26 protein-coding genes and 1 tRNA gene are annotated in these 25,316 nt (G+C 62.9%); 13 read left to right on the plus strand and 14 right to left on the minus strand.

Features of this window, described 5'->3' with window-relative positions; all coding sequences use genetic code 11:
- Positions 1-2: 2 nt before the first annotated feature.
- The 4 genes from SLT36_RS17080 to SLT36_RS17095 form a co-directional block, all read right to left on the minus strand.
- Entirely contained in the window at positions 3-191 is a 189-nt protein-coding gene (locus SLT36_RS17080) for a hypothetical protein (RefSeq protein WP_263006987.1), read from the minus strand.
- On the minus strand, positions 188-1,129 hold the full coding sequence (locus SLT36_RS17085; RefSeq protein WP_067961669.1) for a carbohydrate ABC transporter permease: 942 nt from the start codon (positions 1,127-1,129) through the stop codon (positions 188-190). The genes SLT36_RS17080 and SLT36_RS17085 overlap by 4 nt, the downstream gene beginning before the upstream one ends.
- Positions 1,126-2,073 carry a carbohydrate ABC transporter permease gene (locus tag SLT36_RS17090; RefSeq protein ID WP_067961667.1) on the minus strand — a complete coding sequence of 316 codons (948 nt, stop codon included), beginning with the start codon at positions 2,071-2,073 and terminating at the stop codon, positions 1,126-1,128. Before SLT36_RS17090 ends, SLT36_RS17085 begins: the two co-directional genes overlap by 4 nt.
- 105 nt (positions 2,074-2,178) lie before the next feature.
- Positions 2,179-3,513 carry an ABC transporter substrate-binding protein gene (locus tag SLT36_RS17095; RefSeq protein WP_432283646.1) on the minus strand — a complete coding sequence of 445 codons (1,335 nt, stop codon included), beginning with the start codon at positions 3,511-3,513 and terminating at the stop codon, positions 2,179-2,181.
- 275 nt (positions 3,514-3,788) lie between these two features.
- Here SLT36_RS17095 and SLT36_RS17100 point away from each other — a divergent pair, with 275 nt between their 5' ends.
- The 5 genes from SLT36_RS17100 to radC all read left to right on the plus strand — a co-directional run bounded on the left by SLT36_RS17100 (position 3,789) and on the right by radC (position 8,118).
- The gene (locus SLT36_RS17100; RefSeq protein WP_192316241.1) at positions 3,789-4,820 is read left to right on the plus strand and encodes a LacI family DNA-binding transcriptional regulator; all 1,032 of its coding nucleotides are present in this window, start codon (positions 3,789-3,791) and stop codon (positions 4,818-4,820) included.
- Positions 4,821-5,279: 459 nt separating this feature from the next.
- Positions 5,280-5,501: an alkylphosphonate utilization protein gene (locus SLT36_RS17105; protein ID WP_067961661.1), complete on the plus strand. Its 222-nt coding sequence runs from the start codon at positions 5,280-5,282 to the stop codon at positions 5,499-5,501.
- Positions 5,502-5,609: 108 nt separating this feature from the next.
- Positions 5,610-6,275, plus strand: a complete 666-nt coding sequence (locus tag SLT36_RS17110) for an SH3 domain-containing protein (RefSeq protein ID WP_432283647.1) — start codon at positions 5,610-5,612, stop codon at positions 6,273-6,275.
- Positions 6,276-6,415: 140 nt separating this feature from the next.
- The gene (gene map, locus SLT36_RS17115; protein WP_067961656.1) at positions 6,416-7,243 is read left to right on the plus strand and encodes a type I methionyl aminopeptidase; all 828 of its coding nucleotides are present in this window, start codon (positions 6,416-6,418) and stop codon (positions 7,241-7,243) included.
- Between the two features lie 122 nt (positions 7,244-7,365).
- Positions 7,366-8,118: a RadC family protein gene (gene radC / locus SLT36_RS17120; RefSeq protein WP_432283648.1), complete on the plus strand. Its 753-nt coding sequence runs from the start codon at positions 7,366-7,368 to the stop codon at positions 8,116-8,118.
- A 106-nt stretch (positions 8,119-8,224) separates the two neighbouring features.
- On the opposite strand, the gene tig is transcribed toward radC, so the two are convergent.
- Complete coding sequence (gene tig / locus SLT36_RS17125) at positions 8,225-9,685, minus strand: trigger factor (RefSeq protein ID WP_432288377.1); 1,461 nt, start codon at positions 9,683-9,685, stop codon at positions 8,225-8,227.
- 342 nt (positions 9,686-10,027) lie between these two features.
- Here tig and SLT36_RS17130 point away from each other — a divergent pair.
- The 3 genes from SLT36_RS17130 to SLT36_RS17140 all read left to right on the plus strand — a co-directional run bounded on the left by SLT36_RS17130 (position 10,028) and on the right by SLT36_RS17140 (position 13,073).
- A tRNA-Leu gene (locus SLT36_RS17130) sits at positions 10,028-10,112 on the plus strand.
- Positions 10,113-10,163: 51 nt separating this feature from the next.
- Positions 10,164-11,408 carry a glycosyltransferase family 4 protein gene (locus SLT36_RS17135; protein ID WP_432283649.1) on the plus strand — a complete coding sequence of 415 codons (1,245 nt, stop codon included), beginning with the start codon at positions 10,164-10,166 and terminating at the stop codon, positions 11,406-11,408.
- Between the two features lie 93 nt (positions 11,409-11,501).
- Entirely contained in the window at positions 11,502-13,073 is a 1,572-nt protein-coding gene (locus SLT36_RS17140) for a glycosyltransferase (RefSeq protein WP_432283650.1), read from the plus strand.
- Positions 13,074-13,103: 30 nt separating this feature from the next.
- On the opposite strand, the gene SLT36_RS17145 is transcribed toward SLT36_RS17140, so the two are convergent.
- Together SLT36_RS17145 and SLT36_RS17150 are read right to left on the minus strand one after the other, a co-directional pair.
- Positions 13,104-13,715, minus strand: coding sequence for a GDYXXLXY domain-containing protein (locus SLT36_RS17145; RefSeq protein WP_432283651.1), 612 nt, complete (start codon positions 13,713-13,715; stop codon positions 13,104-13,106).
- Positions 13,712-14,815, minus strand: a complete 1,104-nt coding sequence (locus tag SLT36_RS17150) for a DUF2157 domain-containing protein (RefSeq protein ID WP_432283652.1) — start codon at positions 14,813-14,815, stop codon at positions 13,712-13,714. Before SLT36_RS17150 ends, SLT36_RS17145 begins: the two co-directional genes overlap by 4 nt.
- A 223-nt stretch (positions 14,816-15,038) precedes the next feature.
- On the opposite strand from SLT36_RS17150, the gene SLT36_RS17155 reads away from it, so the two are divergent.
- A complete protein-coding gene (locus tag SLT36_RS17155; protein ID WP_082496386.1) occupies positions 15,039-15,179 on the plus strand; it encodes a DUF1127 domain-containing protein in 141 nt (46 codons plus the stop codon).
- 50 nt (positions 15,180-15,229) lie between these two features.
- Positions 15,230-15,370, plus strand: coding sequence for a DUF1127 domain-containing protein (locus tag SLT36_RS17160; RefSeq protein ID WP_018427695.1), 141 nt, complete (start codon positions 15,230-15,232; stop codon positions 15,368-15,370).
- A 570-nt stretch (positions 15,371-15,940) separates the two neighbouring features.
- Here the strand turns inward: SLT36_RS17160 and SLT36_RS17165 are convergent.
- Positions 15,941-16,537: a hypothetical protein gene (locus SLT36_RS17165; RefSeq protein WP_432283653.1), complete on the minus strand. Its 597-nt coding sequence runs from the start codon at positions 16,535-16,537 to the stop codon at positions 15,941-15,943.
- Between the two features lie 90 nt (positions 16,538-16,627).
- Between SLT36_RS17165 and trmFO the strand changes: the two genes are divergently transcribed.
- Both trmFO and SLT36_RS17175 read left to right on the plus strand, forming a co-directional pair.
- A complete protein-coding gene (trmFO, locus tag SLT36_RS17170) occupies positions 16,628-18,037 on the plus strand; it encodes a methylenetetrahydrofolate--tRNA-(uracil(54)-C(5))-methyltransferase (FADH(2)-oxidizing) TrmFO (protein ID WP_154384060.1) in 1,410 nt (469 codons plus the stop codon).
- A 10-nt stretch (positions 18,038-18,047) separates the two neighbouring features.
- The gene (locus SLT36_RS17175; RefSeq protein WP_192316222.1) at positions 18,048-18,566 is read left to right on the plus strand and encodes a GNAT family N-acetyltransferase; all 519 of its coding nucleotides are present in this window, start codon (positions 18,048-18,050) and stop codon (positions 18,564-18,566) included.
- A 17-nt stretch (positions 18,567-18,583) separates the two neighbouring features.
- Here SLT36_RS17175 and SLT36_RS17180 read toward each other — a convergent pair whose 3' ends face one another.
- From SLT36_RS17180 to yajC, 6 genes are all read right to left on the minus strand, one after another.
- Positions 18,584-19,534, minus strand: coding sequence for a sterol desaturase family protein (locus SLT36_RS17180; RefSeq protein WP_192316220.1), 951 nt, complete (start codon positions 19,532-19,534; stop codon positions 18,584-18,586).
- Positions 19,534-19,971, minus strand: coding sequence for a hypothetical protein (locus tag SLT36_RS17185; protein WP_067961640.1), 438 nt, complete (start codon positions 19,969-19,971; stop codon positions 19,534-19,536). Before SLT36_RS17185 ends, SLT36_RS17180 begins: the two co-directional genes overlap by 1 nt.
- A gap of 82 nt (positions 19,972-20,053) precedes the next feature.
- The gene (locus SLT36_RS17190; protein WP_067966476.1) at positions 20,054-20,854 is read right to left on the minus strand and encodes a phytoene/squalene synthase family protein; all 801 of its coding nucleotides are present in this window, start codon (positions 20,852-20,854) and stop codon (positions 20,054-20,056) included.
- A gap of 34 nt (positions 20,855-20,888) precedes the next feature.
- Positions 20,889-21,275 (minus strand): Mth938-like domain-containing protein, encoded by a 387-nt coding sequence (locus SLT36_RS17195; protein WP_067961638.1) that lies wholly within the window; start codon positions 21,273-21,275, stop codon positions 20,889-20,891.
- A 3-nt stretch (positions 21,276-21,278) separates the two neighbouring features.
- The gene (gene secDF, locus SLT36_RS17200) at positions 21,279-23,834 is read right to left on the minus strand and encodes a protein translocase subunit SecDF (protein WP_067961636.1); all 2,556 of its coding nucleotides are present in this window, start codon (positions 23,832-23,834) and stop codon (positions 21,279-21,281) included.
- A gap of 50 nt (positions 23,835-23,884) precedes the next feature.
- Positions 23,885-24,226 carry a preprotein translocase subunit YajC gene (yajC, locus tag SLT36_RS17205; protein ID WP_067961635.1) on the minus strand — a complete coding sequence of 114 codons (342 nt, stop codon included), beginning with the start codon at positions 24,224-24,226 and terminating at the stop codon, positions 23,885-23,887.
- Between the two features lie 181 nt (positions 24,227-24,407).
- Between yajC and SLT36_RS17210 the strand changes: the two genes are divergently transcribed.
- Positions 24,408-25,280 carry an ATP-binding protein gene (locus SLT36_RS17210; protein ID WP_154384056.1) on the plus strand — a complete coding sequence of 291 codons (873 nt, stop codon included), beginning with the start codon at positions 24,408-24,410 and terminating at the stop codon, positions 25,278-25,280.
- Positions 25,281-25,316 lie beyond the last annotated feature (36 nt).

The following is a 25,316-nucleotide window of genomic DNA, read 5'->3' on the forward strand; positions in this document are numbered from 1 at the left end:
GCCTACTCCGGGAAATGGCTGACGATGATGAACATCACCGTGCCCAGCAGGGTTACGAGGAAGGACCAGGAATAGAGGACCAGGGCGAATGGCTGCATGAGCATGACGACGCCGGCGGCAATCAGCACCGAGGCCAGCATCTCCCAGGCGCCGCGCCGGAAATGAAGCAATCCGTCGAGAAACCCTGTCATTTGCGTACCGCTCCGAAGGTGATGCCGCGCAACAGGTGCTTGCGCAGGAGAATGGTGAAGACCATGACCGGCACGAGGAACAGCGTCGCGCCCGCGGCGACCGCCGGCCAATCCTGGCCGCTGACGCCGATGATGGTCGGAATGAAGGGCGGCGCGGTCTGGGCATTGCCCGAGGTCAGCAGCACAGCAAAGGCGTATTCGTTCCAGGCGAAGATCAGGCAGAAGATCGCGGTCGAGGCGATACCGGTCGCCGCCTGCGGCAGCACGACCTTGTAGAAAGCCTGGAAGCGCGTGTAGCCGTCGATCAGCGCCGCCTCCTCATATTCGACCGGGATCTCGTCGATGAAACCCTTGAGCAGCCAGACCGACAGCGACAGGTTGACCGCCGTGTAGAGCAGGATCATGCCGGCATGGGTGTCGCTCAGCCCGAGAGAACGGAACATCAGGAAGATCGGGATGGCGACCGCGATCGGCGGCATCATCCGCGTCGACAGGATGAAGAACAAAAGGTCGTCCTTCAGCGGCACCTTGAAGCGCGAAAAGGCGTAGGCGGCTGCTGTCCCCAGCACGATGCAGAGCACGGTCGAGCCGAAGCCGATGATGACGGAATTGGTGAAGCGTTCGGCAAAGCGCGACGGTCCCGAGATGACCAGCCCGTCCTTGCGCACAAGCCTGTCGTACCAGGTCTGGGGCTCGCCGACTGCCTGCAACTGTTCCTCGGTCAACCGGGTGCGGGTGGTGAAGACATTGACATAGCCTTCAACCGTCGGCGTGAAGAAGGTTTTGGGCGGATAGGCGATGGCATCCGACGGGGTCTTGAAGCTGGTACCGATGATCCAGACCAGCGGCAGGATGGTGATCAGCGCATAAAGGACGACAAGTACCCCGGCGAACCACTTCTGCCGGCGCGACGGCTCGGTGATGGAATAGCTGCTCATCGCTCTTTCACCTTGTTCAGGGCTTTGACGTAGATCGAAGCCAGACCGAAGACGGTCACGAAAAGGATGACGGCATAGGCCGAGGCATAACCGGTGCGCCACTTCTCGAAGGCTTCGCGCTTGAGGTTGATCGAGGTGAGCTCGGTGATCGAACCCGGGCCGCCGCCAGTCAGTTGGACGACGAGGTCGAACATCTTGAAATTCTCGATGCCGCGGAACAGAACGGCGAGCATCAGGAACGGCAGCACCAGCGGGATGGTGATGGTCCAGAACTGCCGCCATTTGCTGGCGCGGTCGCATTCGGCGGCTTCATAGATGCTGTCGGGAATGGAACGCAGCCCCGCCAGGCAGATCAGCATGACGAAGGGCGTCCACATCCAGGTGTCGACGATGACGATCGCCCAGGGCGCCAGCGCCACGTCGCCGATCATCGAGAAGCTGGAGGGATCGGCACCCGTCAGGAAGCCTATGGCATAATTGAACAGGCCGATCTGCGGCTGGTAGAGGAAGGTCCAGAAATTTCCGACGACCGCCGGGCTCAGCATCATCGGCAGCACGATGATCGTCGTCCAGAGATCATTGCCGCGGAACTTCTTGTTGATCAGATAGGCGAGCGAGAAGCCGATCAGCACCTGCAGCACCAGCGTCCAGATCAGGAAGTGGGCCGTTGCCTGCATGGTCAGCCAGATGTCCTTGTCGGACAGGATGCTGATGTAGTTCTTCAGGCCGACGAACTCGACCTCGGCATTGGGTCGATTGACGCGGAAATTGGTGAAGCTCAGCCGGATCGTCCAGATCAGCGGAAAGATGTTGACCGCGAGCAGGAGCACGATTGAGGGCGCAACGAAGAGCCAGGCGAGCGAACGGTCAGACAGACCCCGGAAACGCTTGGCAATGGCGTGCGGCGTCGCTTCGGCGACGCGATCCACCGGTGAATGCAGCATTGATATTCCCCTGATTATCAACTGTGCGGCGACGGAGCCGGCAAGCGCCGGCCCCGCACCGTAGCATGGCCCGCTGGGAGGATGCGGGACAGGGCTTTACAGCGATCAGTACTTGCCTTCGTCGTCGAAGATCTGCGTCCAGTCCTTGGCGAGACCGTCGAGCGCATCCTGGGCGGAGCCCTGGCCGGCAACGACATAATCGTGGAAGCGCTTCTGCGTCGCCTGCAGCAGCGAGGCGTAGGCCGGCTCCGCCCAGAAATCCTTCACGATGGCCATCGAGTCGAGGAAGGTCTGGGCATAGGGCTGGCTGGTGGCGAAGCCCGGGTCCTCGACGACCTTGCGCAGTGCCGAATAGCCGCCCATCTGCCACCATTTCTGCTGGACCTCGGGCTGGGCGAACCACTTGATGTAGGCGAGCGCGTCGTCCTTCTTCTCCGAAGCCGAGACCACCGAGATGCCCTGGCCGCCGAGCTGGGCGAAGGCCACCCCGTCCGGACCCGCCGGGTTCGGGAAATAGCCCGACTTGTCGCCACCGACATTGGCATCGGCATTGATGCCGGGCCAGGTGAAGGCGAAGTTCATGTGCAGAGCCACCTGGCCCGACTTGTAGGCGTCAATGTCCTCGGACATGTAGGCGTCGGAATGGCCGGGAGGCGTACAGCAATCATAGAGCTGCTTGTAGAATTCCAGCCCCTGCACCGCCTTGGCCGAATTGACGAACCCATCGAGCTCGTAAGGCTTGTCGGGGTTCTCGTACTCGAAGCCGAAGCTGTAGAGCACGTCCATCGCGCCCATGGTGATGCCTTCGGACCCGCGCTCGGTGTAGATCGCAGCACCATAGACAGTCTTGCCGTCGATCTCGCGCTTCTGGAAGAACTCGGCGATGTCCTTGAGCTCGGCGAAGGTCTTTGGCACGACGAGGTCACGGCCGTATTTCTGCTTGAACTCGGCCTGCAGCTCGGGCCGCGCGAACCAGTCCTTGCGATAGCTCCAGCCGACGACATCGCCGAAGGCCGGCAGCGCCCAGTAGTTCGGCGAATTCTTCGGCCATTCGGCATAACCGACGACGGTCGCCGGAATGAAGTCGTCCATTTTGATTCCTTCCTTGTCGAAGAAATCGTTGAGCTTCACATATTGGCCGTTCTCGGCCGCGCCACCGATCCACTGGCTGTCGCCGATCATCAGGTCGCAGAGCTTGCCGCCCGAGTTCAGCTCGTTGAGCATGCGGTCAGCGAAGTTCGGCCACGGCACGAACTCGAACTTCATCTTAACGCCGCTCTTGGCCTCGAAATCCTTGCTCAGCTCGACCAGCGCGTTGGCCGGGTCCCAGGCGGCCCAGCACAGCGTCAGGTCCTTTGCGCTGGCCTGACTTGTTCCCGCCACGCCGGCAGCCAAAACGGCACCGAAAGCGGCCAATGATCTCACATGGCGAATTGTCATGGCTGGGACCTCCCTCCCATCCTTCCGACCTCCATCGGAAGGTGAAAACGCCCGCTTGGGGCACCTGACGCGGAAACGATCTTCCTGGCGGGCCAGTCTCCTCCGCGCCGCCTGCGTGGCTCGCTCAGTCCTCCCGGCGACCACGATGAGAGTCTTAGTTGAGGTGCGCACCTCAATGCAAGCGAATTTTGAGGTACGCACCTCAAAACTTGATTTTCATCTGGTTTTGTTGGAGAAATCGCCCGGAGACGACATGATCGGGAAGAGAGTCGAGGATGCGGCCAACCGCGAGAGACCTGGCAGAAGCCGCGGGCGTCAGCCTCGCGACCGTCGACCGCGTCCTCAATGAGCGACCGAATGTCAGCCCAAAGGCGGCTAGGAGCGTGGCCGAGGCGATCGAGCGCATCGGCTTCATGCGCAACCCCGCCGCCGTGGCGTTGGCCCGCAACAAGACATACCGCTTCCGCTTCGTCCTGCCGACGTCAGGTGACCAGTATCTCGCCGAACTCATCGCCCGCGCCGGCGAAGCGACGGAGGCACTCCGCGCCGATTCGACCGACGTGGAAGCCGTGCAGATCGCCATGAGCGACCCACACCATGTCGCCAAATACCTCACGGCCATTGACCACGACACGGTCGACGGCGTTGCCGTCATGGCGCCCGAGTCACCGCAAGTGCGCGACGCGATGCTGCGGCTGGTCGAGCGCGGTGTTCGGGTGGTGCAGTTCCTGTCGGGCCAGGAGCGACTTGAGAGCGCCGACTATGTCGGCGTCGACAATTTTGCCGCTGGCGCCACCGCCGGCAAGATCACCGGCCGTTTCCTCTGCGAACGTCCGGGCAAGATCATGGTCGTTGCCGAAACCATGATGGCCCTCGACAGCATCCAGCGCCGCCTCGGCTTCGACAGCATCATCAACGCCCAGTTCCCGCATCTCGAAAGCCTGCCGTCGCTGGAGACATATGGCGACGAAAAGCGCGCCGACCTGATCATCCGGCGCACCTTGGAGCACAACCCCGACACGGTCGCCGTCTATGTCCTGAGCTCCGAGGCCCGCATCCCGCTGACGGCGGTGTGGAACACGCAAGGCGCCCGCGCGCTCACCGTCGTCGCCCATGAGCGAACCCCGTTCAGCGAGCAGGCGCTGATGGACGAACGCATCGACGCCGTCATCGCCCAGGACCCCGGCCACGCCGTCCGCAGCGCGCTGCGCATCCTGCGCGCCCGTTCCGACCACCGCGAACCCCTCGCCTCCCAGGAGCGCATCCGCATCGAAGTGCTGCTCAAGGAGAATCTGCAGTTCGATTGACCGGGAGAGCACAGCGCGTACCCCAACTGTCGAAGGTAAAGGCGGCTCATCTCCGGCGCTGAGGCGCAATCCTGTCGGGTGCCTCCAATCACTTACAGTTCAACTGCAAGTCGCGCATGTGGCGACGGCAAAGCCTTTGCCATATCTTGACGCCGTCCAGCCGCGACTTGCGATTCACCTGACCGCCAAACCGGAAGAAGCGCGATGCATGCCACGAGAATAACGGTCGCCCTGCTCGCCTGCCTGACCCTGTCGGCCTGCGGAATGGCGAAAGCGGCGAGGACCGGCGGCCAGACATTCGACAAATACGGCTGCATGGCGCGCGACTTCAAAAGCCAGCCGCCTTGCGAACCGGCTGAAGCTGCCGCGTCTGGTCCATAACAGGCGTGCCCCCTTTACGTCACCGCTTTGACGACCTACTGCAGACGGACATATCGAGCTGCAGCGGAAGGAAAAGACATGTCCGAGATCATCGTCAAAGACAGCAACGGCACTCAGCTGAATGAGGGCGATTCCGTTACGCTGATCAAGGACCTTAAGGTCAAGGGGACCTCCGAGACGATCAAGCGCGGCACGCTCGTCAAGAACATTCGCTTGAACGGCAATCACGGCGAGATCGAATGCAACACCAAGCAGGTCAAGGGGCTGGTGCTGAAAACCGAGTTTGTGAAGAAGGCCTGAGCCGCCAACGCTGCGCCGCGCCGATGGACCAGCGTCAACGCGGTTTTAAGCTCTGAAGTCCAGACTCAGCGCATGTCTGGATTCGCCCTTCCCAAGTTGAGATGGTTGGTGCTCGGCGCACTTGCTGCCGGCGGCTGGGCGATGACGCAGGACTTGCCCAGCAAGGCGCGCTTCGACGATCGCCCGGCCAGGGCAGCCAACAAGTCCAGGGCGGAAACCGCCGAGCGCAAGGACGTCGCCGTCACCAGGCCGAAGGTCAATGTCGCGCCACGGCCACAAGCTGACGTGGCGCGCCCCAAGGTGGATGTCGAACCGCGCAAGCTGGCTGCCGCGCCGAAGCCCAAAGCAGAGGTTCCAACCAAGAAGGTGGCAGACACGGCGCCTGCGGCCAAGGAAAGGACGCCGCGCAAGCCTGCCGCCGACATCGAGACGGCCTCGATCACACGCCCGCCCACGCCATTGCCGCGGCCGAAATTGACAGCAAAGGAGCCGCCGCCGAAATCGACGAGCACCGGCGCTGCCGCGCTCAACGTGCTCTATACCAGCACCGCGGTCTATCTGCGCCAGCGCCCAAGCGTTTCCGCCCCCGTCACGTCAAGTCTCAAGCAGGGCGAGAGTGTCAGGGTGTTCGCCCGTGACGGCAAATGGACGCTTGTGTCGGCCTCAGGACGCAAGGGTTGGGTGCATGGCGACCTGCTGCGACCGGCGGATCCTGCCGCCCCTCGCCCGAAACAGACGCTCGGCCACGCCGCCAACACCGCCACGCCGGGCTGAGCCGCCTAAATTCGCCTCTGAAACAGCCGATATCATGCCTGATCCGGCATTGCGGGTTGAAACCGGACGCATCCGGTGCCAAATCTGCGGCTCGTCTCGCAGGTGCTGCGAGCACCCAAAAGGTTACCCGGTAGAGGTCAATGGTCAGCTATCTCGACGCCGCCACGGCGCCCCTCAGGAACACCGGCCAGATCCGCCTTTACGGCGCCGAGGCTTTTGAAGGCATGCGCAAGGCGTGCCAGCTCACCGCCAGCTGCCTCGATGAGCTGGTCGACCGCGTTGCTCCAGGGGTTACAACCGACGCCATCGACCGTTTCGTCTTCGAATACGGCATGGATCACGGCGCGCTGCCGGCGACGCTGAACTATCGCGGCTACACCAAGTCGTCCTGCACCTCGATCAATCATGTCGTCTGCCACGGCATCCCCGACAACAAACCGCTCAAGGACGGCGACGTCGTCAACATCGACGTCACCTACATCCTCGACGGCTGGCACGGCGATTCGAGCCGGATGTACCCGGTCGGCACCATCAAGCGCGCCGCCGAGCGGTTGCTCGAAGTCACCCACGAATGCCTGATGCGCGGCATCGCGGCTGTCCGTCCAGGTGTCCGTACCGGCGCGATCGGTGCTGCCATCCAGACCTATGCCGAAGCTGAGCGCTGCTCGGTGGTGCGCGATTTCTGCGGCCATGGCGTCGGCGCGTTGTTCCACGACGCACCGAACATCCTGCACTACGGCAATGCCAATGAAGGCGTCGAGATGCGCCAGGGCATGATCTTCACCATCGAGCCGATGATCAATCTCGGCCGGCCGCATGTGAAGGTGTTGTCGGACGGCTGGACGGCGGTCACCCGCGACCGCTCGCTTTCGGCCCAGTACGAGCATACGGTCGGCGTTACGGCCACAGGCTGCGAGATCTTCACACTGTCGCCCAAAGGGCTCGACCGGCCGGGCCTGCCCGCATAAGATCACCTCGCCGGCAAGCGCATCGGCCCGCTAAAGCACGATGTGTCGACATGGGGAGAGCGTCCTAGCTGCGTTCGTTCGAACGCACGGGCGATCGCGCCGGCGGGGGCGACATACTGGGCATGGCGAGCGACGATCACGACGAGCGCGGTTTCTTTGGCGAGCGGTCGCTGCCGCAGCCCAAGCGCGACACTGAGCCGAAGAAACCCCACTATCTCGGCCATCGCGAGCGTCTGCGCGCGCGTTTCTCGGCAAGCGGCGGCGACGCCCTCGTCGACTATGAACTGCTCGAACTCTTGCTGTTCAGGCTGATCCCGCGCGCCGACACCAAGCCTGTCGCCAAAGCCCTGCTCGCCCGCTTCGGCACACTCGCCGAAGTGCTGGGCGCACCAGTCAACCTGCTGCAGGAGGTCAAGGGCGTCGGGCCGGCAGTGGCTCTCGACCTCAAGATCGTCGCCGCCTCGGCCACGCGCATGGCGCGCGGCGAAATCAGCGGCCGCGAGGTGTTGTCGTCGTGGAACCAGGTGCTCGATTATTGCCGGGCAGCGATGGCGTTCGAAGAGCGCGAGCAGTTCCGCATCCTGTTCCTCGACAAGAAAAACGTGCTGATCGCCGAAGAGGTGCAACAAACGGGCACCGTCGACCATACGCCGGTCTATCCCCGCGAGGTCATCAGGCGCGCGCTTGAGCTGTCGGCCACCGCAATCATCCTCGTGCACAACCACCCGTCCGGCGACCCGGCACCTTCACGCGCCGACATCGACATGACCAAGACCATCATCGACATCGCCAGGCCGCTCGGCATCGCCGTGCACGACCACATCATCATCGGCAAGAAGGGTTTTGCCAGCATGAAGGGACTGCTGCTGATCTAGACGTGCGCAGCAGGCATTGGCCGGAACAGCTTTCGACGAAGCACGAATCAAAAAAGGCCGCCGGATTGCTCCAGCGGCCTTTCCTGTTTCACTCAGGAGCGTCGCCTTATTCGGCGTCGGCTTCCTTGGCCTTCTTCTTCGGAGCGGCCTTCTTCTTGGGCTCTTCGCCCTCGGCCTTCTCAGCCTTCTTGGCCGAAGCCTTCTTGGCCGGCTTTGCCGAAGCCTCGTCCTCGTCGTCGGCGAGCAGTTCCTCCTTGGTCACCTTCTTGTCGGTGACGGAGATCTGCGACAGCAGATGATCGACGACCTTCTCCTCGAACAGCGGCGCGCGCAGGTTGACCAGCGCCGACGGGTTGTTGCGGTAGAAATCGAACACTTCCTGCTGCTGGTTGGCCGGGTAGCGGCGAACGGTGTCGAACAGGCCGCGCTGCAGCTCTTCGTCGGAAACCGTCACGCCGGACTTCTCGCCGATCTCGGCAAGGACCAGACCGAGGCGCACGCGGCGCTCGGCAAGGCGCTGGTATTCGGCACGGGCTTCTTCTTCCGTCGTCTCTTCGTCGGCAAAGGTGCGGCCGGCGATCTCGAGGTCGCGGGTCACCTGGCTCCAGATGTTGCCGAATTCGGCTTCGACGAGCTTGGAAGGCGCCTCGAACTGGTAGGCACCGTCGAGCTGGTCGAGCAACTGGCGCTTGACCTTCTGGCGCGTCATGGCACCGAACTGGTTCTCGATCTGGCCGCGAACGATGTCACGCAGCTTCTCGAGCGACTCGAGGCCGAGGTTCTTGGCGGTCTCGTCGTTGACTTCCAGCTTGCCGGGGGCAGCGACTTCCTTGACGGTGACGTCGAAGGTGGCTTCCTTGCCGGCCAGATGCGCGGCCTGGTAGTTCTCCGGGAAGGTCACGGTGACGAGCTTCTCGTCGCCGGCCTTGGCGCCGATCAGCTGGTCCTCGAAGCCGGGAATGAACTCCTTCGAGCCGAGCACCAGCGGCTGGTCGCCGCCCGTGCCGCCGTCAAAGGCAACGCCGTCGATCTTGCCGACATAGTCGATGGTGACGCGGTCGCCTTCGGCGGCCTTGCCGGTCTTCGGCTCGTAGGAGCGCGCCGATTCGGCAACGCGGTTGACCTGCTCGTCGATCTCGCTTTCCGGAACGTCGTAGACCGGGCGCGACACCTTGATGTCGGTGAAGTCCTTGATCTCGATCGCGGGAATGACTTCATAGCTCAGCGAGAACTCGAAATCGACGCCGCCGGCCAGGATCTTCTCGGCTTCCTTCTCGTCCTCGGTCATCACGACGTCGGGCTGCATCGCAGCCTTTTCGCCGCGCTCGGCGATGATCGTGCGCGTCGAGTCGGTCAGGATCTCGTTGACCACTTCGGCCATGAACGACTTGCCGTACATCTTGCGGATGTGCTGCATCGGCACCTTGCCCGGACGGAAGCCGTTGATGCGGACCTTGTCCTTGGCAGCCGAAAGCCGCTTCTCCAGACGGGCTTCCATGTCGCCGGCAGGAACCGAGACCTTGATCTCGCGCTTGAGGCCGGAGTTGAGCGTTTCGGTGACCTGCATCATCAAACCTTTGTTTTCACGTATGGCGCGGCTTGCACGGCGTCCTGCCGTTCAGCCTGCCGGAATTCGTTTGCCGGGGGTGGCTTCAAGTTCGCAAATCGGCATCCTGGCCCGCCATTGCGGCCCGTTTGGCTCCGCCATCTTCCGAAAGTCCGATAAGTTATTGTTTTTCCGACTTCTTATCGTATCTTTCAGAGACGGTCCTTTGCGTCCCATCCTATTTGACAGGCCTTTTGTCACAGGCGAGGCCAATTTTCAACTATCTTCGCGGTTTCTCCCGGCCCGGGTCATTTCGGCTCCGAGATTGACAGAATGATGGCGGCATGTGATTGGCGGTCGCATGCGGATGTGGCGGAACTGGTAGACGCCCTGGATTTAGGTTCCAGTGCCGAGAGGCGTGTAGGTTCGACTCCTATCATCCGCACCATAGACGCTCTGCCCGGCGGACCTGAAACCTCTGATCGCGAGTGATCGAGCCGTGCACGCAACGACAAATCCCCCAGCTACCATCTCCACTGCCGACAACAATCGCCCGGTCCGACCGCGACGCAGCCTGCTCATTGCCTCCGATGCGGTGTGGCCGCCCGTTTCGGGTGGGGATCTACGAAACTGGCAGAATGTCCAGGCGCTTGCGGGGCTGGGTGATGTGCTGGCGACCTCGGTCCACGCACCAGCTGCACCTACGACGCTCGACGACGACAGGATCACGACACTCGCCCTTACCAACGCAGCCGAGGCCGCAACCTCGCCGCGCCTCGCCAAACGCCGGACCCCGATCGACACGCGCATCCCGCAAGTCGCGCTTTCGCGCCTGCTGGCGGCGGCACGCGACTTCAAGCCCGATGCCATCATCGTCGAGGGTATTCCACTGTTTCCTCTCCTCGAGCATCTGCGCCCACTGGCGTCGACGATCGTGCTCGACATGCACAACATAGAGTCCGACCTTTTCAGGCAGATGATGCCGAAAACCGGCTGGCTGGGAGGGCTGTTCTCAAAGAAGGCCCGCCATGTCAGGCGCATGCGCGACATCGAGTTGCAGTCGCTGCGCATGGTGGACAAGGTCTGGGTCTGCTCGGAGCAGGATCGCGACAGACTACGCGACCTGTCCGGCGGGCGTGCCCTTGCCGATGTCGTTCCGAATGGCGTTCCCCGGTTTGATCTCATCCCAGAACAATTGGCCGACCAGCCCGCAATGGCCACGGACCAGCCGACGCTGCTGTTCATCGGCCACCTCAACTACCCGCCGAATCTCGAAGCGGCGCGGCGGTTGGCAACGCAAATCCTGCCGCGGCTGCACGCCGCGCTCGGCGGCGCAAGGCTCGTCATTGCCGGGCGCAACCCGCACCGCAGCCTTGGCGACGTGGCTGCCTTGCCCAATGTCGAACTGATAGCCAATCCAGACGATCTTGCGGAGCTTTATCGCCGAGCGCATCTTGCCGTCGTACCGCTGGTCAGCGGCGGCGGCACGCGGCTGAAAATACTGGAAGCGATGGCCTGGGGCCTCCCGGTCGTGGCCACCCGGCTGGCTGCGGAAGGCCTTGGCCTTGTCGACGGTGTCGACGTCGACTTTGCCGAGACCGACGACGACCTCGCCGCGCGCGCGGCGGCGCTGTGCACGGACACCGACTGGCTTCAGGCGCGGCGGCTCCGTGCCCGTGAAACAGTCACGCGACGCTTCGGTCCGAAAGCCATCGCGGCGGCCGTCAGATCCAGCCTCGCGTGATATCCGAGAAACTCTCGATATCAGCTTGATAAGCCTTGTCTAATAATGCCATGACATGCAGGATGACTGAAAGACGAAGTTGATCGGCTTTGCATGACAATTCCAAAAATTCTTCACCAGACCTGGAAGACGGACAGAATTCCCGACAAATTCCTCAGCTGGTCGACGAGTTGGGAGAAACACAATCCGGGCTGGCGGCACATCTTGTGGAGCGACAGGATGCTGCTCGACTTTGTCGCCGAACACTATCCTGATTATCTTGAGACCTACTGCAGCTACAAGGTCGGCGTCCAGCGTGCGGACGCTGCGCGTTACATGCTGCTGCACCATTTCGGTGGCGTCTATGCCGACATCGACTGCGAATGCGTGGCGCCCTTCGACGGGCTTTTGGACGAGAACCGCGTCGTCCTGTGCAAGGAACCCCAAAGTCAGTCGGATGCGCAGACGCGCATGCGCAACCTGCCTCACCTTCTCTTCAACGGGACGATGGCGAGCCCGAAAGGACACCCGTTCTGGCCCCACCTGCTTGCCTATCTGCCTTTGGTCAAGGATGCGCGGGACGTTCTCGATGCCACGGGCCCATGCCTTCTGACGGCGGCGCAGCTGAGTTTCCCCGATCAGTCGGCCTTTGCGATCCACCCGAACGAACTTTTCAGCCCGGCTGGCAGCAGCGGCAATTCGGCCGACGCCGCCACGACCGCGACCCTGTCCATTCATCACTGGGCCGGCACCTGGTGGATCAAACCCAAACCACCGTCTTTGCTGGCACGGTTGCGGCAAAGCTACTATCAGGCGCGGCATGCCTTGACCAAAGGCGAGCAGCTCGACCTGGCCGCAGCACAGGCGGCAGTCGACCCGGCTGCCCTCAACCGCCTACCGCCCTCGGGCAACAACATCGCGATACTTGTGCCATTGCGCGATGCCGCCGACCACATTGAACCCTTCCTCGCAGCGCTCGCCCGGCTCGGCCACCCCAAGGAGTGCATCAAGCTGGTGTTCTGCGAAGGCGACAGCAGCGACGGCAGTTGGGAAAGGCTGACCGAAGCGACCGCTGCACTCAACGGAAACTACCGCGACATCGTGCTGCTCAAGAAGGACCTTGGCATCAAGATGGAACGAGCGAAGCGCTGGAAGCCCAGCCTTCAACGCAAGCGCCGCTCGGCCATTGCCGCCGTCCGCAATCATCTCATCAGCCACGGGCTCGATGCCAGTGACGACTGGGCTCTGTGGATCGATATCGACGTCTGGCGTTATCCCTCGGACGCCATATCGCGCCTGATCGCTTCGGGCGGCAGGATCGTCGTTCCCAACTGCGCGGTGGCGCCGGGTGGTGGCAGCTTCGACATGAACAGCTTTGCCACTCTCCGAAAGCCAAGGGATTACCGATACTACCGCGCGCTGCGCGGCGGCCTCTACCAGCCTCCAGCCAAGGAAAACACCAGGCTTTACCTTAGCGACCTGCGCCATCTCGACAGCGTAAACCTCGACGGCGTCGGTGGCACGATGCTGCTCGTCGACGCAGCGCTGCATCGCGGCGGCCTCAACTTTCCCGAGATCCCCTACAGGTTCCTGCTCGAGACAGAAGGCTTTGCTGCCCTTGCCAATGATCTCGGCGTCGTGCCGCTCGGGCTGCCTAAAATGGAAGTACTGCACGTCCCCTGGTGAACGCCAGCGGACTTGCCCTGTCTTGATGCCTTAATAGAGCGGTTCCTCAAACAGCATTGTGTCGCCGTCCATCAGTGCCTTGATCTGGCCGGTGCCGTCGCTGCCGACCGCCACCTTGATGCCGAAGCTGCGCAATTCGGGCTCCGCGCCGGAGTTGCGCTTGCGCATCTCCTCCTCGATGGCCAACCCTTCGCCCTCCGGCACATAGAAGCGCTCGATGCCGTAGTCGACGCTAATGGTCGAACCCGGCGTCAGGCTCCAGGCATTGGTGACCTGGCCGCTAAGATCGACCTCATCCGGGCTTGCGAGCGTCGAGTCAGTGGTGAGCATGGCGGATTTGGCGCGCCAGTACCCATCAGCGTCCTTCTTCAAGCGGACGACGATCGGCCATCCTTCCACGGCCGTCGCTTCACCCTGTGGTAGGTTTTCGACGATTTCGACAGGAATGCGCGAGATGTCGTAGCCAAGCCTGACATAGTCGCCGCGCAACAGGTCGCGCGGGTCGACGGGCTCGACCTTGAGCAGGATTTCCTTGCCGTCGCGCAGGATCGCCGCGCGCCCGACGATCATCCAGCCAAGGAAACCGATTTGCGCCAGCGCCACGACAATGGCGGCAACAACGAGCTTGTAGCGGGTCATCACGCGGCTCCCTGGGCTGGCTGTGATTTCATGCGCCGTTCGATGCGGATGATCGCATAAGCGAGGCCGGCGAGGATAATTGCAGCTGCGAAGAAGAAGCCTGCCGTGCCCAACATGGAGCCGACCGTCACCATGTAGACGATCGCCAACTCGAAGGCGAAGCCGATATAGGCGATCCAGCGCAAGCCTCGGCTCTCGCGACCGAGGAAGACGATCACGGCCGCGATGACTGCCAGCGCCACGGCAGCGGCGATGACAAAGCCTGCATCATCCATCTGGTCGAGCTGGACCATGCCCATACCGGAGAGGAAGCCGATCAGCGCGTGCAGCGGCAGCCGCCCGCCAAGCTGGGCAATGCGCTCCGAAGCCGCAGGTGCCAGCGCTGCAGCGGCGAGAAGCGCTGCCGAGACCAGCGCAAGCACCAGCCCGACCTCCAGCGACTCGTAGTGAAAGCCGAGCAGCACCGCATAGAGAATGACCGACAGCGCGATCAGGTGCCGCGCAGCGCGGCTCTGCGTCCAGAACGACAGCGCCCAGTATGCGGCCATGAACACAATGAAGAGATGCGGAAACTCGGTGCGGCGGAACAGCTCAAATCCCTTCGTCACCAGCCATGCGTCGGCGATGCCGATGGCGGCGACAGTCAGGGCATTCGAGCGCAGTGCCGCCGCGGCTATGGCCGTGCCTATCGACCAGGTGACGATCGCCGCCGCCTCGTCGCCGGAGAAATGGTACATCTGGCCGATCAGCGCGATCGAACCGCCAAAGGCCGCGGCAGCGATCAACCACAATGCTTCGGCGAAGCCGCCATGGTCCCGCTGCTTGAGCATGGCTCCGCCGACATAACCCGCGAAGATCACGGCAAACAGCGAGGCCACGCGCGCCGGGCGCGGTATCGCTTCCCAGTTGGCCGCGACAAGGATCAGGATCGCTGCCGCAAACAGCAGAGCCGCCATCATGGCGAGGATCGAACCGAAATTGAGCCCGTTGCGCTCATTGGTCTCGACATCGCGGATCAGCGCGTCACCGGTCGCGCGGTCGACGAGCCCGCTGTCGACCCAGCGGCCGATGTCGTTCTTCACCTTGGTGGCATAGCTCGCCATATGTCGCTTCCCCCTGCCCGACGGCCCACACCAGGGCCAAGCCGTTGTCATCATGGCGAATTTCAGATTCGGTCACAATTATGACCGAAGCCTTAATGCCCATTAATGTTGCAATGCACAAAACGCATTGCTGCCATGCGAGCATAGCGCTTCAATTTTAGGCAAGGGCGTCCTATCTACGCCCCGTACACAGAAGAGAAAAGAAGACGAACGGAAAACGAAGATGAACCTGATCCGCAACTACCGCAACTGGCGCCGCTACCGTGACACTGTCTCCGAGCTGAGCCGCCTGTCGAACCGTGAACTGACCGACCTCGGCATTACCCGCAGCGACATCCATTTCGTCGCTCGCAAGGCGATCTAACCGAAGCCGATCTACCCAAACTACCTGTCCGAACCGAAAAGAGAACTGAAATGAACTTGCTCCGCACTTACCGCAACTGGCGTGCATATCGCGAGACGGTGAACGAGCTTGGCCGTCTGTCGAACCGCCAGCTTGCCGATCTCGGCATCAATCGTGGCGAGATCCAGTCGATCGCCCGCCGCGCAATCTAATTCAAGCTTTCCGTCCGGGTCGACCTCCTCCCCGACCCCGATGGATCCGGTCAGCTTTCTCCTCCCATTGAGCTGACCACTTTAACACACCCGCCGGATCCTCCTCCCCCGGCGGGTGTCGTTAGCCCGAGAGCCTCGCCCTCTTCAATTGGCGAACAGAATTCAGCCAACGCCGACCTCCTCCCCGGCAATGGCGAATAGGTCAGCTTTCTCCTCCCATTGAGCTGACCACCAATAACGACACCTGCCGGACCTCCTCCCCCGGCAGGTGTTGTTACCCGGTCCATGACCCCGAAAATCGAAATCGATTTTCGGAAAGGATCATGCACCCACCATAAATGCTACTGCGTTCTTTGCGCGTCCAAATGGACGCGCGGCGCTGTAGAGAGCGTCGCCCTCTTCGATTGGCGAACACAATTCAGCCTGCGCCGACCTCCTCCCCGGCAAAGGCGAATAGGTCAGCTTCCTCCTCCTCCCAGAGGCTGACCACCAAAACCAATACCCGCCGGTCCTCCCCCGGCGGGTATTGTCGTTTTGGCGCCGCGCCTTCGATCTCGGGAGATAGCTGCCCTAGTTCAGCGCGCCGCTTTCCAGCACACCGCGCTGCTTCCAGTCGTTGAGCCGGATGATGTCGGGCGCGCCACCCAGCGGCGCATACCAGGAATCGACAACCCATTTGACGCCGTCGGGGCCCCGGATCACCGCCGTCCAGTGCGGATAGCGGCCATCGAGCAGGAAGCCCCTGGAATCGCGTGCCTCCACCTTGTGGTGGCGGAGCAGGCCGCGACGCGCGAGGTAGCGCAGCAATGCATCGGTGTTGGTCGATTCATCGACGCAATCCATCTGTCCGCGTATCTTCGAGGCGCCGAACTCCGAGCGTGGCTGATCGCGCACGCCTGTCACTTGCTGCGCCCGCTTTTCGAAATAGCTGACTGCCCGGGCGATCGCCTTGCGCTCGGCCTCCGGCGCGGCACGGCCGGCAGCCATGATCGATGCCAACTTGCGGTCATCACCGGGTCCAAGATCGAGGCGCGAACGAAACGCGCAGCCATAGCCATGGCAGATGTCGATGGACGTTGCCGGGGCCGCGACGGCGCGGTCAGTGACCGGACTGCCGGCCATGATGGCAACGAGGCCGGCAAACAGAACAAACGAACGTCTCGTCATGGCATGATCCTAGTGATTGTCCCGCACCGGCTGCAACTCGCAAGCCGCCCAATCGTTGCATTCCCCTGGCCAAGGGATTATTCCGGCGCCATGAGCACAAAACCCATTCACATCATCGGCGGCGGTCTCGCCGGATCGGAAGCGGCATGGCAGGTGGCTTCGGCCGGCGTGCCTGTGATCCTGCATGAAATGCGCGGCGTGCGCGGCACCGACGCGCACAAGACCGACGGCCTGGCCGAGCTTGTCTGTTCCAATTCGTTTCGCTCGGATGACGCCGAAACCAACGCCGTCGGCCTGCTGCACGCCGAGATGCGGCTTGCCGGCTCGCTGATCATGAGCGCCGGCGACGCCAACCAGGTTCCCGCCGGCGGCGCGCTCGCCGTCGACCGCGACGGTTTCTCCAATGCCGTCACCGCACGGCTCGAAGCGCATCCGTTGATATCAATCGTGCGCGAGGAAATCACCGGCCTCCCGCCCGAGGACTGGGACCAGACGATCATCGCAACCGGCCCGCTCACCGCACCTTCGCTGGCCGAGGCGATCGCCGCCAGCACCGGTGCCGACGCGCTCGCCTTTTTCGACGCGATTGCGCCGATCATCCATTTCGACAGCATCGACATGAATGTCTGCTGGTTCCAGTCGCGCTACGACAAAGTCGGCCCCGGCGGTACCGGCAAGGACTACATCAACTGCCCGATGGACAAGGAGCAGTACGACGCCTTCGTCCAGGCGCTGCTCGATGGACAGAAGACCGAGTTCAAGGAGTGGGAAGGCACGCCCTATTTCGACGGCTGCCTGCCGATCGAGGTGATGGCCGAGCGTGGTCGCGAGACCCTGCGCCACGGGCCGATGAAGCCGATGGGCCTGACCAATGCGCACAACCCGACTGTGAAGGCCTATGCAGTTGTGCAACTGCGCCAGGACAATGCGCTCGGCACGCTGTACAACATGGTCGGTTTTCAGACCAAGCTGAAGCATGGCGAGCAGGTCAATGTGCTGCGCATGATTCCGGGGCTGGAAAACGCCGAATTTGCGCGTCTCGGCGGCCTGCACCGCAACACCTATCTCAACTCGCCGACCCTGCTCGACCCGACGCTGCAGCTCACGTCGCGACCGGGCCTGCGTTTTGCCGGCCAGATCACCGGTTGCGAGGGTTATGTCGAAAGTGCTGCCATCGGGCTTTTGGCCGGCCGCTTCGCCGCCGCCCAGCGCTTAGGACAACAGATCAGCACGCCACCCGTGACCACCGCCTTCGGTGCGCTGCTCAACCACATCACCGGCGGGCACATCGTCTCGGACGACGAGCCTGGCAAGCGCTCGTTCCAGCCGATGAACGTCAATTTCGGCCTGTTCCCGGTCATGGAAGCGCCGAAAGTCGAAGGCAAGCGCCTGCGCGGCAAGGAAAAGACCGTTGCCAAGAAGAAGGCGATGACGGCGCGCGCGCTCGTCGACTGCCGCGCCTGGCTCGGCCTTGCGCCTGCGGCACAGGCCGCGGAGTAGGCATCAGGCCATGGCGCTTGCGGAAACGCAACGGCTGACGCTCAGGGAAATGGAACGCGGCGACGCCGTCGCGATCCAGTCCGTCTTCAATGACGATTATGCCCATCGTTTCTATCCGGAGATGACGAACGAGGCCGCGGCGATCGAGTGGATCGACCGCAACCGCGAACGCTACCAGCGCGACGGTTTTGGCCTGTGGGCAATCATCGACAAGACCAGTGGTGCGCTGATCGGCGACTGCGGCCCGACCTGGCAGGATGCCGGCGGCACCCGCGTGCTGGAAATCGGCTATCACATAGCGTCGCAATGGCGCGGACGCGGCTACGCGCTCGAAGCCGCCCGCGCCGCCATGGCTTTCGGTTTCGCCAGGACCACCGAGCCCCTGATCGGCTCGATTGTCGCCACCGACAATGCGTCATCGGCCAGCGTCGCCCGGCGCCTGCACCATGACGTCCGCTCCTACGTCAACGCCCGCGGGCTTGATCGTTTCCTGTTCTTCACGCGGCGCGAGCGGTACGTCTCGTCCTAGCGCTCACGCGCGCGAGGTCACTCGCCAGGTATCGGCCCCGCTTCAGGCAGCCCCGGCTTGCCCGCTTCGCCGGGATTGCGCCTGACATAGGCGGCTTTCAGGCTTTCCGAGGTCTCGCGCGAGCCGTCATGGCTCCAGCCCGGCGGCATGAACAGGTAACCGAGGCGCTGGCGCAGGCTGAGCCCGGGCGCGAATGCGTCCTTGAACATGCCAATCCATTCATGGAAGGCGACGCGGACCGGATTGAAGGTGCCGATGTTGTGGACGATACCGTAGCGCGGCAGGTCCTCTTCCCGTTCCTCGACGAAAGTGCCGAACATGCGATCCCAGATGATCAGCGTGCCGGCAAAATTGGCGTCAAGGTAACGCGGGTTGGTGGCGTGGTGCACCCGATGATGTGACGGCGTGTTGAAGATGAACTCGAACCACGCCCACATCCTGCCGATGGCCTCGGTGTGGATCCAGAACTGCCAGACCAGGTTGAAGCCGAAGACGAAGGCGATAACCGCCGGGTGGAAGCCGAGCAGCACCAATGGCATCTGCAGGATGAACATGCCGGTGAACAGGCCGGTCCAGCTTTGCCTGAGCGCGGTCGACAGATTGTAGTGCTGGCTCGAATGGTGGTTCACATGCTCGGCCCAGACCCAGCGCACGCGGTGGGCGATGCGATGGTACCAGTAGTAGCGCAGGTCATCGAGCAGGAAGGCTGTGATGAACACCCAGAGCGACAGGCCAAGGTCGAAGACCCTGAATTGCCAGACCCAGAGCAGAGCCCAGTAGGACACGACGCCGAGCAAAAGGCCGGCAACCACGTTTCCTGTGCCCATCATCAGGCTCGTCAGCGTGTCACGCGTTTCGAAAGCGCCCTTCGCCCGGCCTGTGCGAACAAGCCAAAGCTCTATCAGGATCGCGATCACGAAGAACGGAATCGCAAGCTCCGTGACCTTGGGAAAATCGTAGTTCTCCATCACGCCTTATCCCCTTCGCCGCTTGCGCCTGATCTGCCCGAAAGCGCGGCGACCACAGCGCCGGCAGCCTCGGCATCCGTGAAGCGGAAGTCTCCGCCCTTCCAGGTGAAGTCGAGCAAGCTCAGCGCTACGGTCCTGTCATCGCGGACAGTTACGGCCGCCACATCGGCCCCGGTCACGATACGCGTGAGAAACTTGTCACCGATGCCGCGGACGATACCGACGGAGCCGTTGTCGAGCTGCAGGAACGCCGTGCCGCCGTCCTCGGTCAGCAGCACCGCGCGAGACGCGACATCAGGAAAGTCGGTGGCAAACCGCTGCAGCGCATGGTCCGTGCCCGCCAGCTGCGCCTTTGCACTGCCGCCACTAAGATGCACGGCAGCCACTACCGCTGATATGCCGACGACGACCATCGCCACCAGAATTGGCAAGCTCATGATAACAGATGTCCTCCCGAAACCGCTCTCCAGGCGATTTCAGCGGCAGACTAGCATCGTTGACGTTTACGTCAACGATAGTCTAGCGCCACCCACGGGAAGCTGTCGCGACCATGGCGAAATGCTTGCGCAGCACAGACATGCCATCTTTGCCGCGCTCGACGCGGTCGAGATAGGCAGGCGTCAGCGCAATCGGCAGGAAGGCTGGCCGCAATGACTGCGGCAGCGCCTTGGCGCCGCGTTCGAAGGCACGGAGATGCTCGCGCGCCAAGGCAATCATCGCCTGGACGGCGACAGTCGATCTTTGGTCGTCGATGCCAGCGACGAACTCTTCCGGCGTCAGGCCGGCCGCAGCAAGGATGTCTCGTGGCACATAACATTGGCCGCGCGCCCGGTGCATCGGCAGCAGGCGCAGCAACCCTGCGATCGCCTGGGCGCAACCAGCATGGCCCGCAAGCTCCGCATGCTTCGGCGCGCCGTCGGCATCGAGCACCAGCGAAGCCAGTTGGATCAGCGCCGAGGCAGTCTCGCCGCAATAGCCCTCGAGGTCGGTTCGCGACGGCATCGGGTCGTCGTAGAGATCGAAGATACGGGCTTCGAGGTAGTTGTCGAAAGCCGCGACAGGCAGACGATAGGATTCGATCGCCGCCATCAAGGCTGAGGCGAGCGGATGTCCGGCGCCGGCTTCCCGACTGCCCGAGGCAATGACGTCGCGCCACCATTGCAGCCTGATCTCACCGGGCATCGGCTCGCTGACGCGGTCGCGGATGGCTGCAATCTCGGCGTTGAACGCATAGAGCGCCAGAAGCGCCGGCCGCTTGTCCTCGGGGGCGTAGAGCGCGGCAAGATAGCGGTCGCGGTCGGCAACGCGCACCGTATCCATCAGAACTTTCGCCGGGTCGGTTGCGCCGTGCACGTCAGTCGACAGCAATGAAGGCCGCGGCGACGGCGCGATCTTCGGCAAGCAGCACGTTGTAGGTGCGCACCGCTGCCCCCGTCGACATCGGGTCGGCCGAGATTCCGGCGGCCTTCAGCGCGGCGCGCAACGCTTCCGGCAGGCGGCGCAACTCCTTACCCATTCCGACGAGCAGGATCTCCACAGCCCCGGCCTCGGCGAACAGCTTGTCGAAATCGGACGGCTGCAGCGCCTGCGCATCGGCCGGCTGCCAGCCATAGATGCCTGACGGCAGGCACAGGATCGATCCGCGATGCGACATGTCGGCGAAACGGAAGCCGCCGTCGCCATAAGCGTCGACGGGCGCCCGTCCCGGGAAATGCGCCTCGCGGATGATCATTCCCGCCATGGCTTACGACTTGGTCGGCTGGGCACCGGCCGGCACGGCCGGCTTGCCCATGTCGTCCGCGCCTTCAGGCCGCAGCCTGAACAGGATCAGCAGCGGACCAGCGACGAAGATCGACGAGTAGGTGCCGACCAGGATGCCGAAGATCATCGCCAGCGTGAACGACTGGATGACCTCGCCACCGAACAGGTAGAGCGAAACCAGGGCCAGCAGCGTCGTCACGCCCGTCAGCACGGTGCGCGACAGCGTCTGGTTCATCGACAGGTCGAGCAGTTGCTCGATCGGCATCTTCTTGTACTTGCGCAGGTTTTCACGCACGCGGTCATACACGACGACGGTATCGTTGATCGAATAGCCGACGATCGTCAGTATGGCCGCGATACTGGTCAGATTGAACTCGATGCCGGTTATGACATAGAGCCCGACCATCATCGTCACGTCGTGCACAGTCGCGATGATCGCACCGAGCGCGAACTGCCATTCGAAGCGGAACCAGATGTAGATCAGCATCGCCAGCATGGCGGCGAGCACGCCGATCGTTCCCGACCAGGCAAGTTCGCTCGACACCGTCGGTCCAACCGATTCGACGCGCCGGAAATCGTACTCGGCGGAAAGCTCGCCGCGCACCTTCTCGACCACGCTCTGCTCGGCATTGTCGCCGGCATTCTGCCCCTCGACGCGGATCAGCAGCGTGTTGTTGGCGCCGAACTCCTGCACCTGAACGTCGCCGAGGTTGAGCTCGCTCAGCCTGGCGCGGACGGCGGCCGAGTCAGCGGTACCGCTCTTGGACTGCACCTCGATGCTGGTGCCGCCGCGGAAGTCGATGCCGTAATTCATCTCGATCGAGAAGAACAGCACGGCCGCCAGGATCGACGCCGCTGCGGACAGGGTGAAGGCATGGCGCCGCCAAGACATGAACGGATAGCTGGTGTTGTCGGGCACGAAGCGCACCAGGCCCTTGGGCAGTTCCTTGGGCTTGGCGCGGCGCAGCCAGATCGAAACCAGCCAGCGGGTCAGGGTGAAGGCGGTGAAAACGGTCGTCAAGATGCCGATGGCGAGCGTGACAGCGAAGCCGCGAACCGGCCCCGAACCGAGATAGAACAGGATCAGGGCGGCGATGAAGGTGGTGAAGTTGGCGTCGACGATAGTCGCCAGCGCGCGGGCAAAACCCGAGTCCAGCGACTGTACCAGGGATCGGCCGAGTTGCCGCTCTTCGCGCACGCGTTCGTAGATGATGACGTTGGAGTCGACCGCCATGCCGACGGTCAGCACGATGCCGGCAATGCCGGGCATGGTCAGCGTGGCACCCAGGATGGACAGGATCGCGATGATGAGCGCCACGTTGGCGGCAAGCGCAATGTTGGCGATGATGCCGAGCGTGCCATAGGCGACCAGCATGAAGCCGACGACGAGGATGCCTGCGATGACCGAGGCGAACTTGCCGGCGGCGATCGAGTCGGCGCCAAGGCTCGGACCGACGGTGCGTTCCTCGACGATGGTGAGGTCGGCGGGCAGCGCACCGGCGCGCAGCAGCACTGCCAGATCATTGGCGCTTTCAGCGGTGAAGCTGCCGGAAATCTGACCCGAACCGCCGAGGATCGGCTCGTTGATGCGCGGTGCCGAGATCACCTGGTTGTCGAGGATGATGGCAAACAGGCGGCCGACATTCTGCTGGGTGGCCTGGCCGAAGCGCGATGCGCCCTTGCCGTCGAAGCGGAAGGAGACGACGGCTTCCGAGGTACGCTGGTCGAAGGTCGCCTGCGCGTCGGTCAGGTTTTCACCCGACACGATGACGCGGTTTTCGATCAGGTAGGGAACAGGCGGATCGTCCTGCGAATACATGACCGTCGAGCCTGCCGGCGGGCGGCCCTGCAGGGCCTCCTGCGGCGACATCGACTGGTCGACCATCTGGAAGGTCAGCTTGGCGGTCTTGCCGAGGATTTCCTTGAGACGGGTCGGATCCTGAAGGCCCGGAACCTGGACCAGGATGCGGTCGGCGCCGGCGCGCTGGATGATCGGCTCGGTGGTGCCGAGCTCGTTGACGCGGCGGCCGATGACCTCGATCGACTGGGTCACGGCATTGTTGACGCGGTAGTCGATGCCGCCTTCGGTCAGCGTGTAGCGCAGAAGCCCGGCCTCGGGCTCCTCGAGCGACAGCTCGCTCACCGTACCGGTGCCGAACATGCTCGACGACAACGGCGCAACCAACGGCGCGAGCGCCGTCTTGGCCGCATCGATCTCGTTCACATCGCTGATGCGCACCTGCACCGTGGTGCCGGTGCCGGTCAGGCCGGTGTAGCCGATCTTAGCGTCGCGCAGCAGCGTGCGAATGTCGTCGCGGGTCGCCTGCAGGCGTTCATCGACCAGGTCCTGCCGGTCGATGGACAGCAGGATGTGCGAACCGCCCTGCAGGTCGAGGCCAAGCGTCAGTGCGCGCTTGGGAAACCACCCCGGAAGGGAATCGAGCTGAGACTGGGTCAGCATGTTCGGGATGGTGAAGAGCACCCCGAGGAGCACGACGGCCCAGATCGAGATTGTCTTCCAGCGCGAGAAATAGAGCATTTGGCCTCGTCCGATAAGGCGTGATCGCGGTGCTTATCGCCCGCCTACGATTACTTCTTGGCGTTCTGGTTGGCGATCGGCTCGCCCTTGACCCGAACGTCGGAAATCGTCGCACGCAGCGCCGTCACCTTGAGACCATTGCCCAGATCGATTTCGAGCTCGTGGTCGTCGATGACCTTGCTCACCTTGCCGACGAAGCCACCACCGGTGACGACCGTATCGCCGCGGCGGATCGCCGTAAGCATCTCGCCGCGCTTCTTCAACTGGGTGCGCTGCGGGCGGATGATCAGAAAATACATGACCACGAAGATCAGCACAAACGGCAAGATGCTGATGAGAACGTCGGGCGCTCCCGCGGTGGCGGCCTGTGCGTATGCCGGCGTGACGAACATGAATGTCTCCTGAGAAAGTATCGGGATACCGCACATCGGGACCCCGGAAATGTGCGCGGAATATAGTCGCTCATGCCACCAATGCAACTACGCTTGGCCCAAGCCGTGGCGCTTTTCCGCGCAATTTGAGCGTGTTACAGCGTCGCGCACAGGTAATGTCTAGAGACTGACGGGATCGGCCATGGAAAAGACCATCGAAGCGCTCAACTCCAAGCTGGATCTTCTGATCGCTGCGGTAACCAGGCTTGCGCCTCCGTCCGTCCCCGAAACCGACATCGCCACCGCCGACTGCTATGTCTGGGCGGCCGATCCGGGCTTTCTCGAACCCGTATTGCGGGTCAACCGCGTCGACATCGGCCTGATCAAGGGCGTCGACCGCGTCCGCGACATCCTCGTCGACAACACCGAGCGCTTCGCCGCCGGCCTGCCTGCCAACAACGTGCTTTTGTGGGGTGCGCGCGGCATGGGCAAGTCGTCGCTGGTCAAGGCAGCACATGCCACGATCAACGCCTCGGGCAAGACGGCGACGCCGCTCAAGCTGATCGAGATCCACCGCGAGGACATCGACACCCTGCCCAAGCTGATGAACCTTCTCAAGGCGGCGCCCTTTCGCTTCATCCTGTTCTGCGACGACCTGTCGTTCGACCATGACGACACCTCGTACAAGTCGCTCAAGGCAGCCCTCGAAGGCGGCGTCGAGGGCAGGCCCGCCAATGTCATCTTCTATGCAACGTCGAACCGCAGGCATCTCCTGCCGCGCGACATGATCGACAATGAGCGCTCGACGGCGATCAACCCGTCGGAGGCTGTCGAGGAAAAGGTCTCGCTCTCCGATCGCTTCGGCCTGTGGCTCGGCTTCCACAAATGCTCGCAGGACGAATATCTCGAGATGGTCAACGGCTATGCCCGTTACCACGGCTTCGACAATGATCCGGAGACCCTGCGCGCCGAGGCGCTGGAGTGGGCGACGACGCGCGGCAGCCGCTCGGGCCGCGTTGCCTGGCAGTTCATCCAGGACCTCGCCGGCCGCCTGGGCCAGCCGCTGAAAGACTGAACCCTCCAAACGAAAAATGCCCGCCCCTGGTCGGGA

It is taken from the genome of Aminobacter sp. BA135, from assembly GCF_050859125.1.
GTDB classification, from domain to species: Bacteria; Pseudomonadota; Alphaproteobacteria; order Rhizobiales; family Rhizobiaceae; genus Aminobacter; species Aminobacter ciceronei.

Coding starts and splice junctions, on each gene's coding strand:
- SLT36_RS17080 (WP_263006987.1), bottom strand. CDS start 191: ATGACAGGGTTTCTCGACGGATTGCTTCATTTCCGGCGCGGCGCCTGG.
- SLT36_RS17085 (WP_067961669.1), bottom strand. CDS start 1,129: ATGAGCAGCTATTCCATCACCGAGCCGTCGCGCCGGCAGAAGTGGTTC.
- SLT36_RS17090 (WP_067961667.1), bottom strand. CDS start 2,073: ATGCTGCATTCACCGGTGGATCGCGTCGCCGAAGCGACGCCGCACGCC.
- SLT36_RS17095 (WP_432283646.1), bottom strand. CDS start 3,513: ATGACAATTCGCCATGTGAGATCATTGGCCGCTTTCGGTGCCGTTTTG.
- SLT36_RS17100 (WP_192316241.1), top strand. CDS start 3,789: ATGCGGCCAACCGCGAGAGACCTGGCAGAAGCCGCGGGCGTCAGCCTC.
- SLT36_RS17105 (WP_067961661.1), top strand. CDS start 5,280: ATGTCCGAGATCATCGTCAAAGACAGCAACGGCACTCAGCTGAATGAG.
- map (WP_067961656.1), top strand. CDS start 6,416: ATGGTCAGCTATCTCGACGCCGCCACGGCGCCCCTCAGGAACACCGGC.
- radC (WP_432283648.1), top strand. CDS start 7,366: ATGGCGAGCGACGATCACGACGAGCGCGGTTTCTTTGGCGAGCGGTCG.
- tig (WP_432288377.1), bottom strand. CDS start 9,685: ATGCAGGTCACCGAAACGCTCAACTCCGGCCTCAAGCGCGAGATCAAG.
- SLT36_RS17140 (WP_432283650.1), top strand. CDS start 11,502: ATGACAATTCCAAAAATTCTTCACCAGACCTGGAAGACGGACAGAATT.
- SLT36_RS17150 (WP_432283652.1), bottom strand. CDS start 14,815: ATGGCGAGCTATGCCACCAAGGTGAAGAACGACATCGGCCGCTGGGTC.
- SLT36_RS17155 (WP_082496386.1), top strand. CDS start 15,039: ATGAACCTGATCCGCAACTACCGCAACTGGCGCCGCTACCGTGACACT.
- SLT36_RS17160 (WP_018427695.1), top strand. CDS start 15,230: ATGAACTTGCTCCGCACTTACCGCAACTGGCGTGCATATCGCGAGACG.
- SLT36_RS17165 (WP_432283653.1), bottom strand. CDS start 16,537: ATGACGAGACGTTCGTTTGTTCTGTTTGCCGGCCTCGTTGCCATCATG.
- trmFO (WP_154384060.1), top strand. CDS start 16,628: ATGAGCACAAAACCCATTCACATCATCGGCGGCGGTCTCGCCGGATCG.
- SLT36_RS17175 (WP_192316222.1), top strand. CDS start 18,048: ATGGCGCTTGCGGAAACGCAACGGCTGACGCTCAGGGAAATGGAACGC.
- SLT36_RS17180 (WP_192316220.1), bottom strand. CDS start 19,534: ATGGAGAACTACGATTTTCCCAAGGTCACGGAGCTTGCGATTCCGTTC.
- SLT36_RS17185 (WP_067961640.1), bottom strand. CDS start 19,971: ATGAGCTTGCCAATTCTGGTGGCGATGGTCGTCGTCGGCATATCAGCG.
- SLT36_RS17190 (WP_067966476.1), bottom strand. CDS start 20,854: ATGGATACGGTGCGCGTTGCCGACCGCGACCGCTATCTTGCCGCGCTC.
- SLT36_RS17195 (WP_067961638.1), bottom strand. CDS start 21,275: ATGGCGGGAATGATCATCCGCGAGGCGCATTTCCCGGGACGGGCGCCC.
- secDF (WP_067961636.1), bottom strand. CDS start 23,834: ATGCTCTATTTCTCGCGCTGGAAGACAATCTCGATCTGGGCCGTCGTG.
- yajC (WP_067961635.1), bottom strand. CDS start 24,226: ATGTTCGTCACGCCGGCATACGCACAGGCCGCCACCGCGGGAGCGCCC.
- SLT36_RS17210 (WP_154384056.1), top strand. CDS start 24,408: ATGGAAAAGACCATCGAAGCGCTCAACTCCAAGCTGGATCTTCTGATC.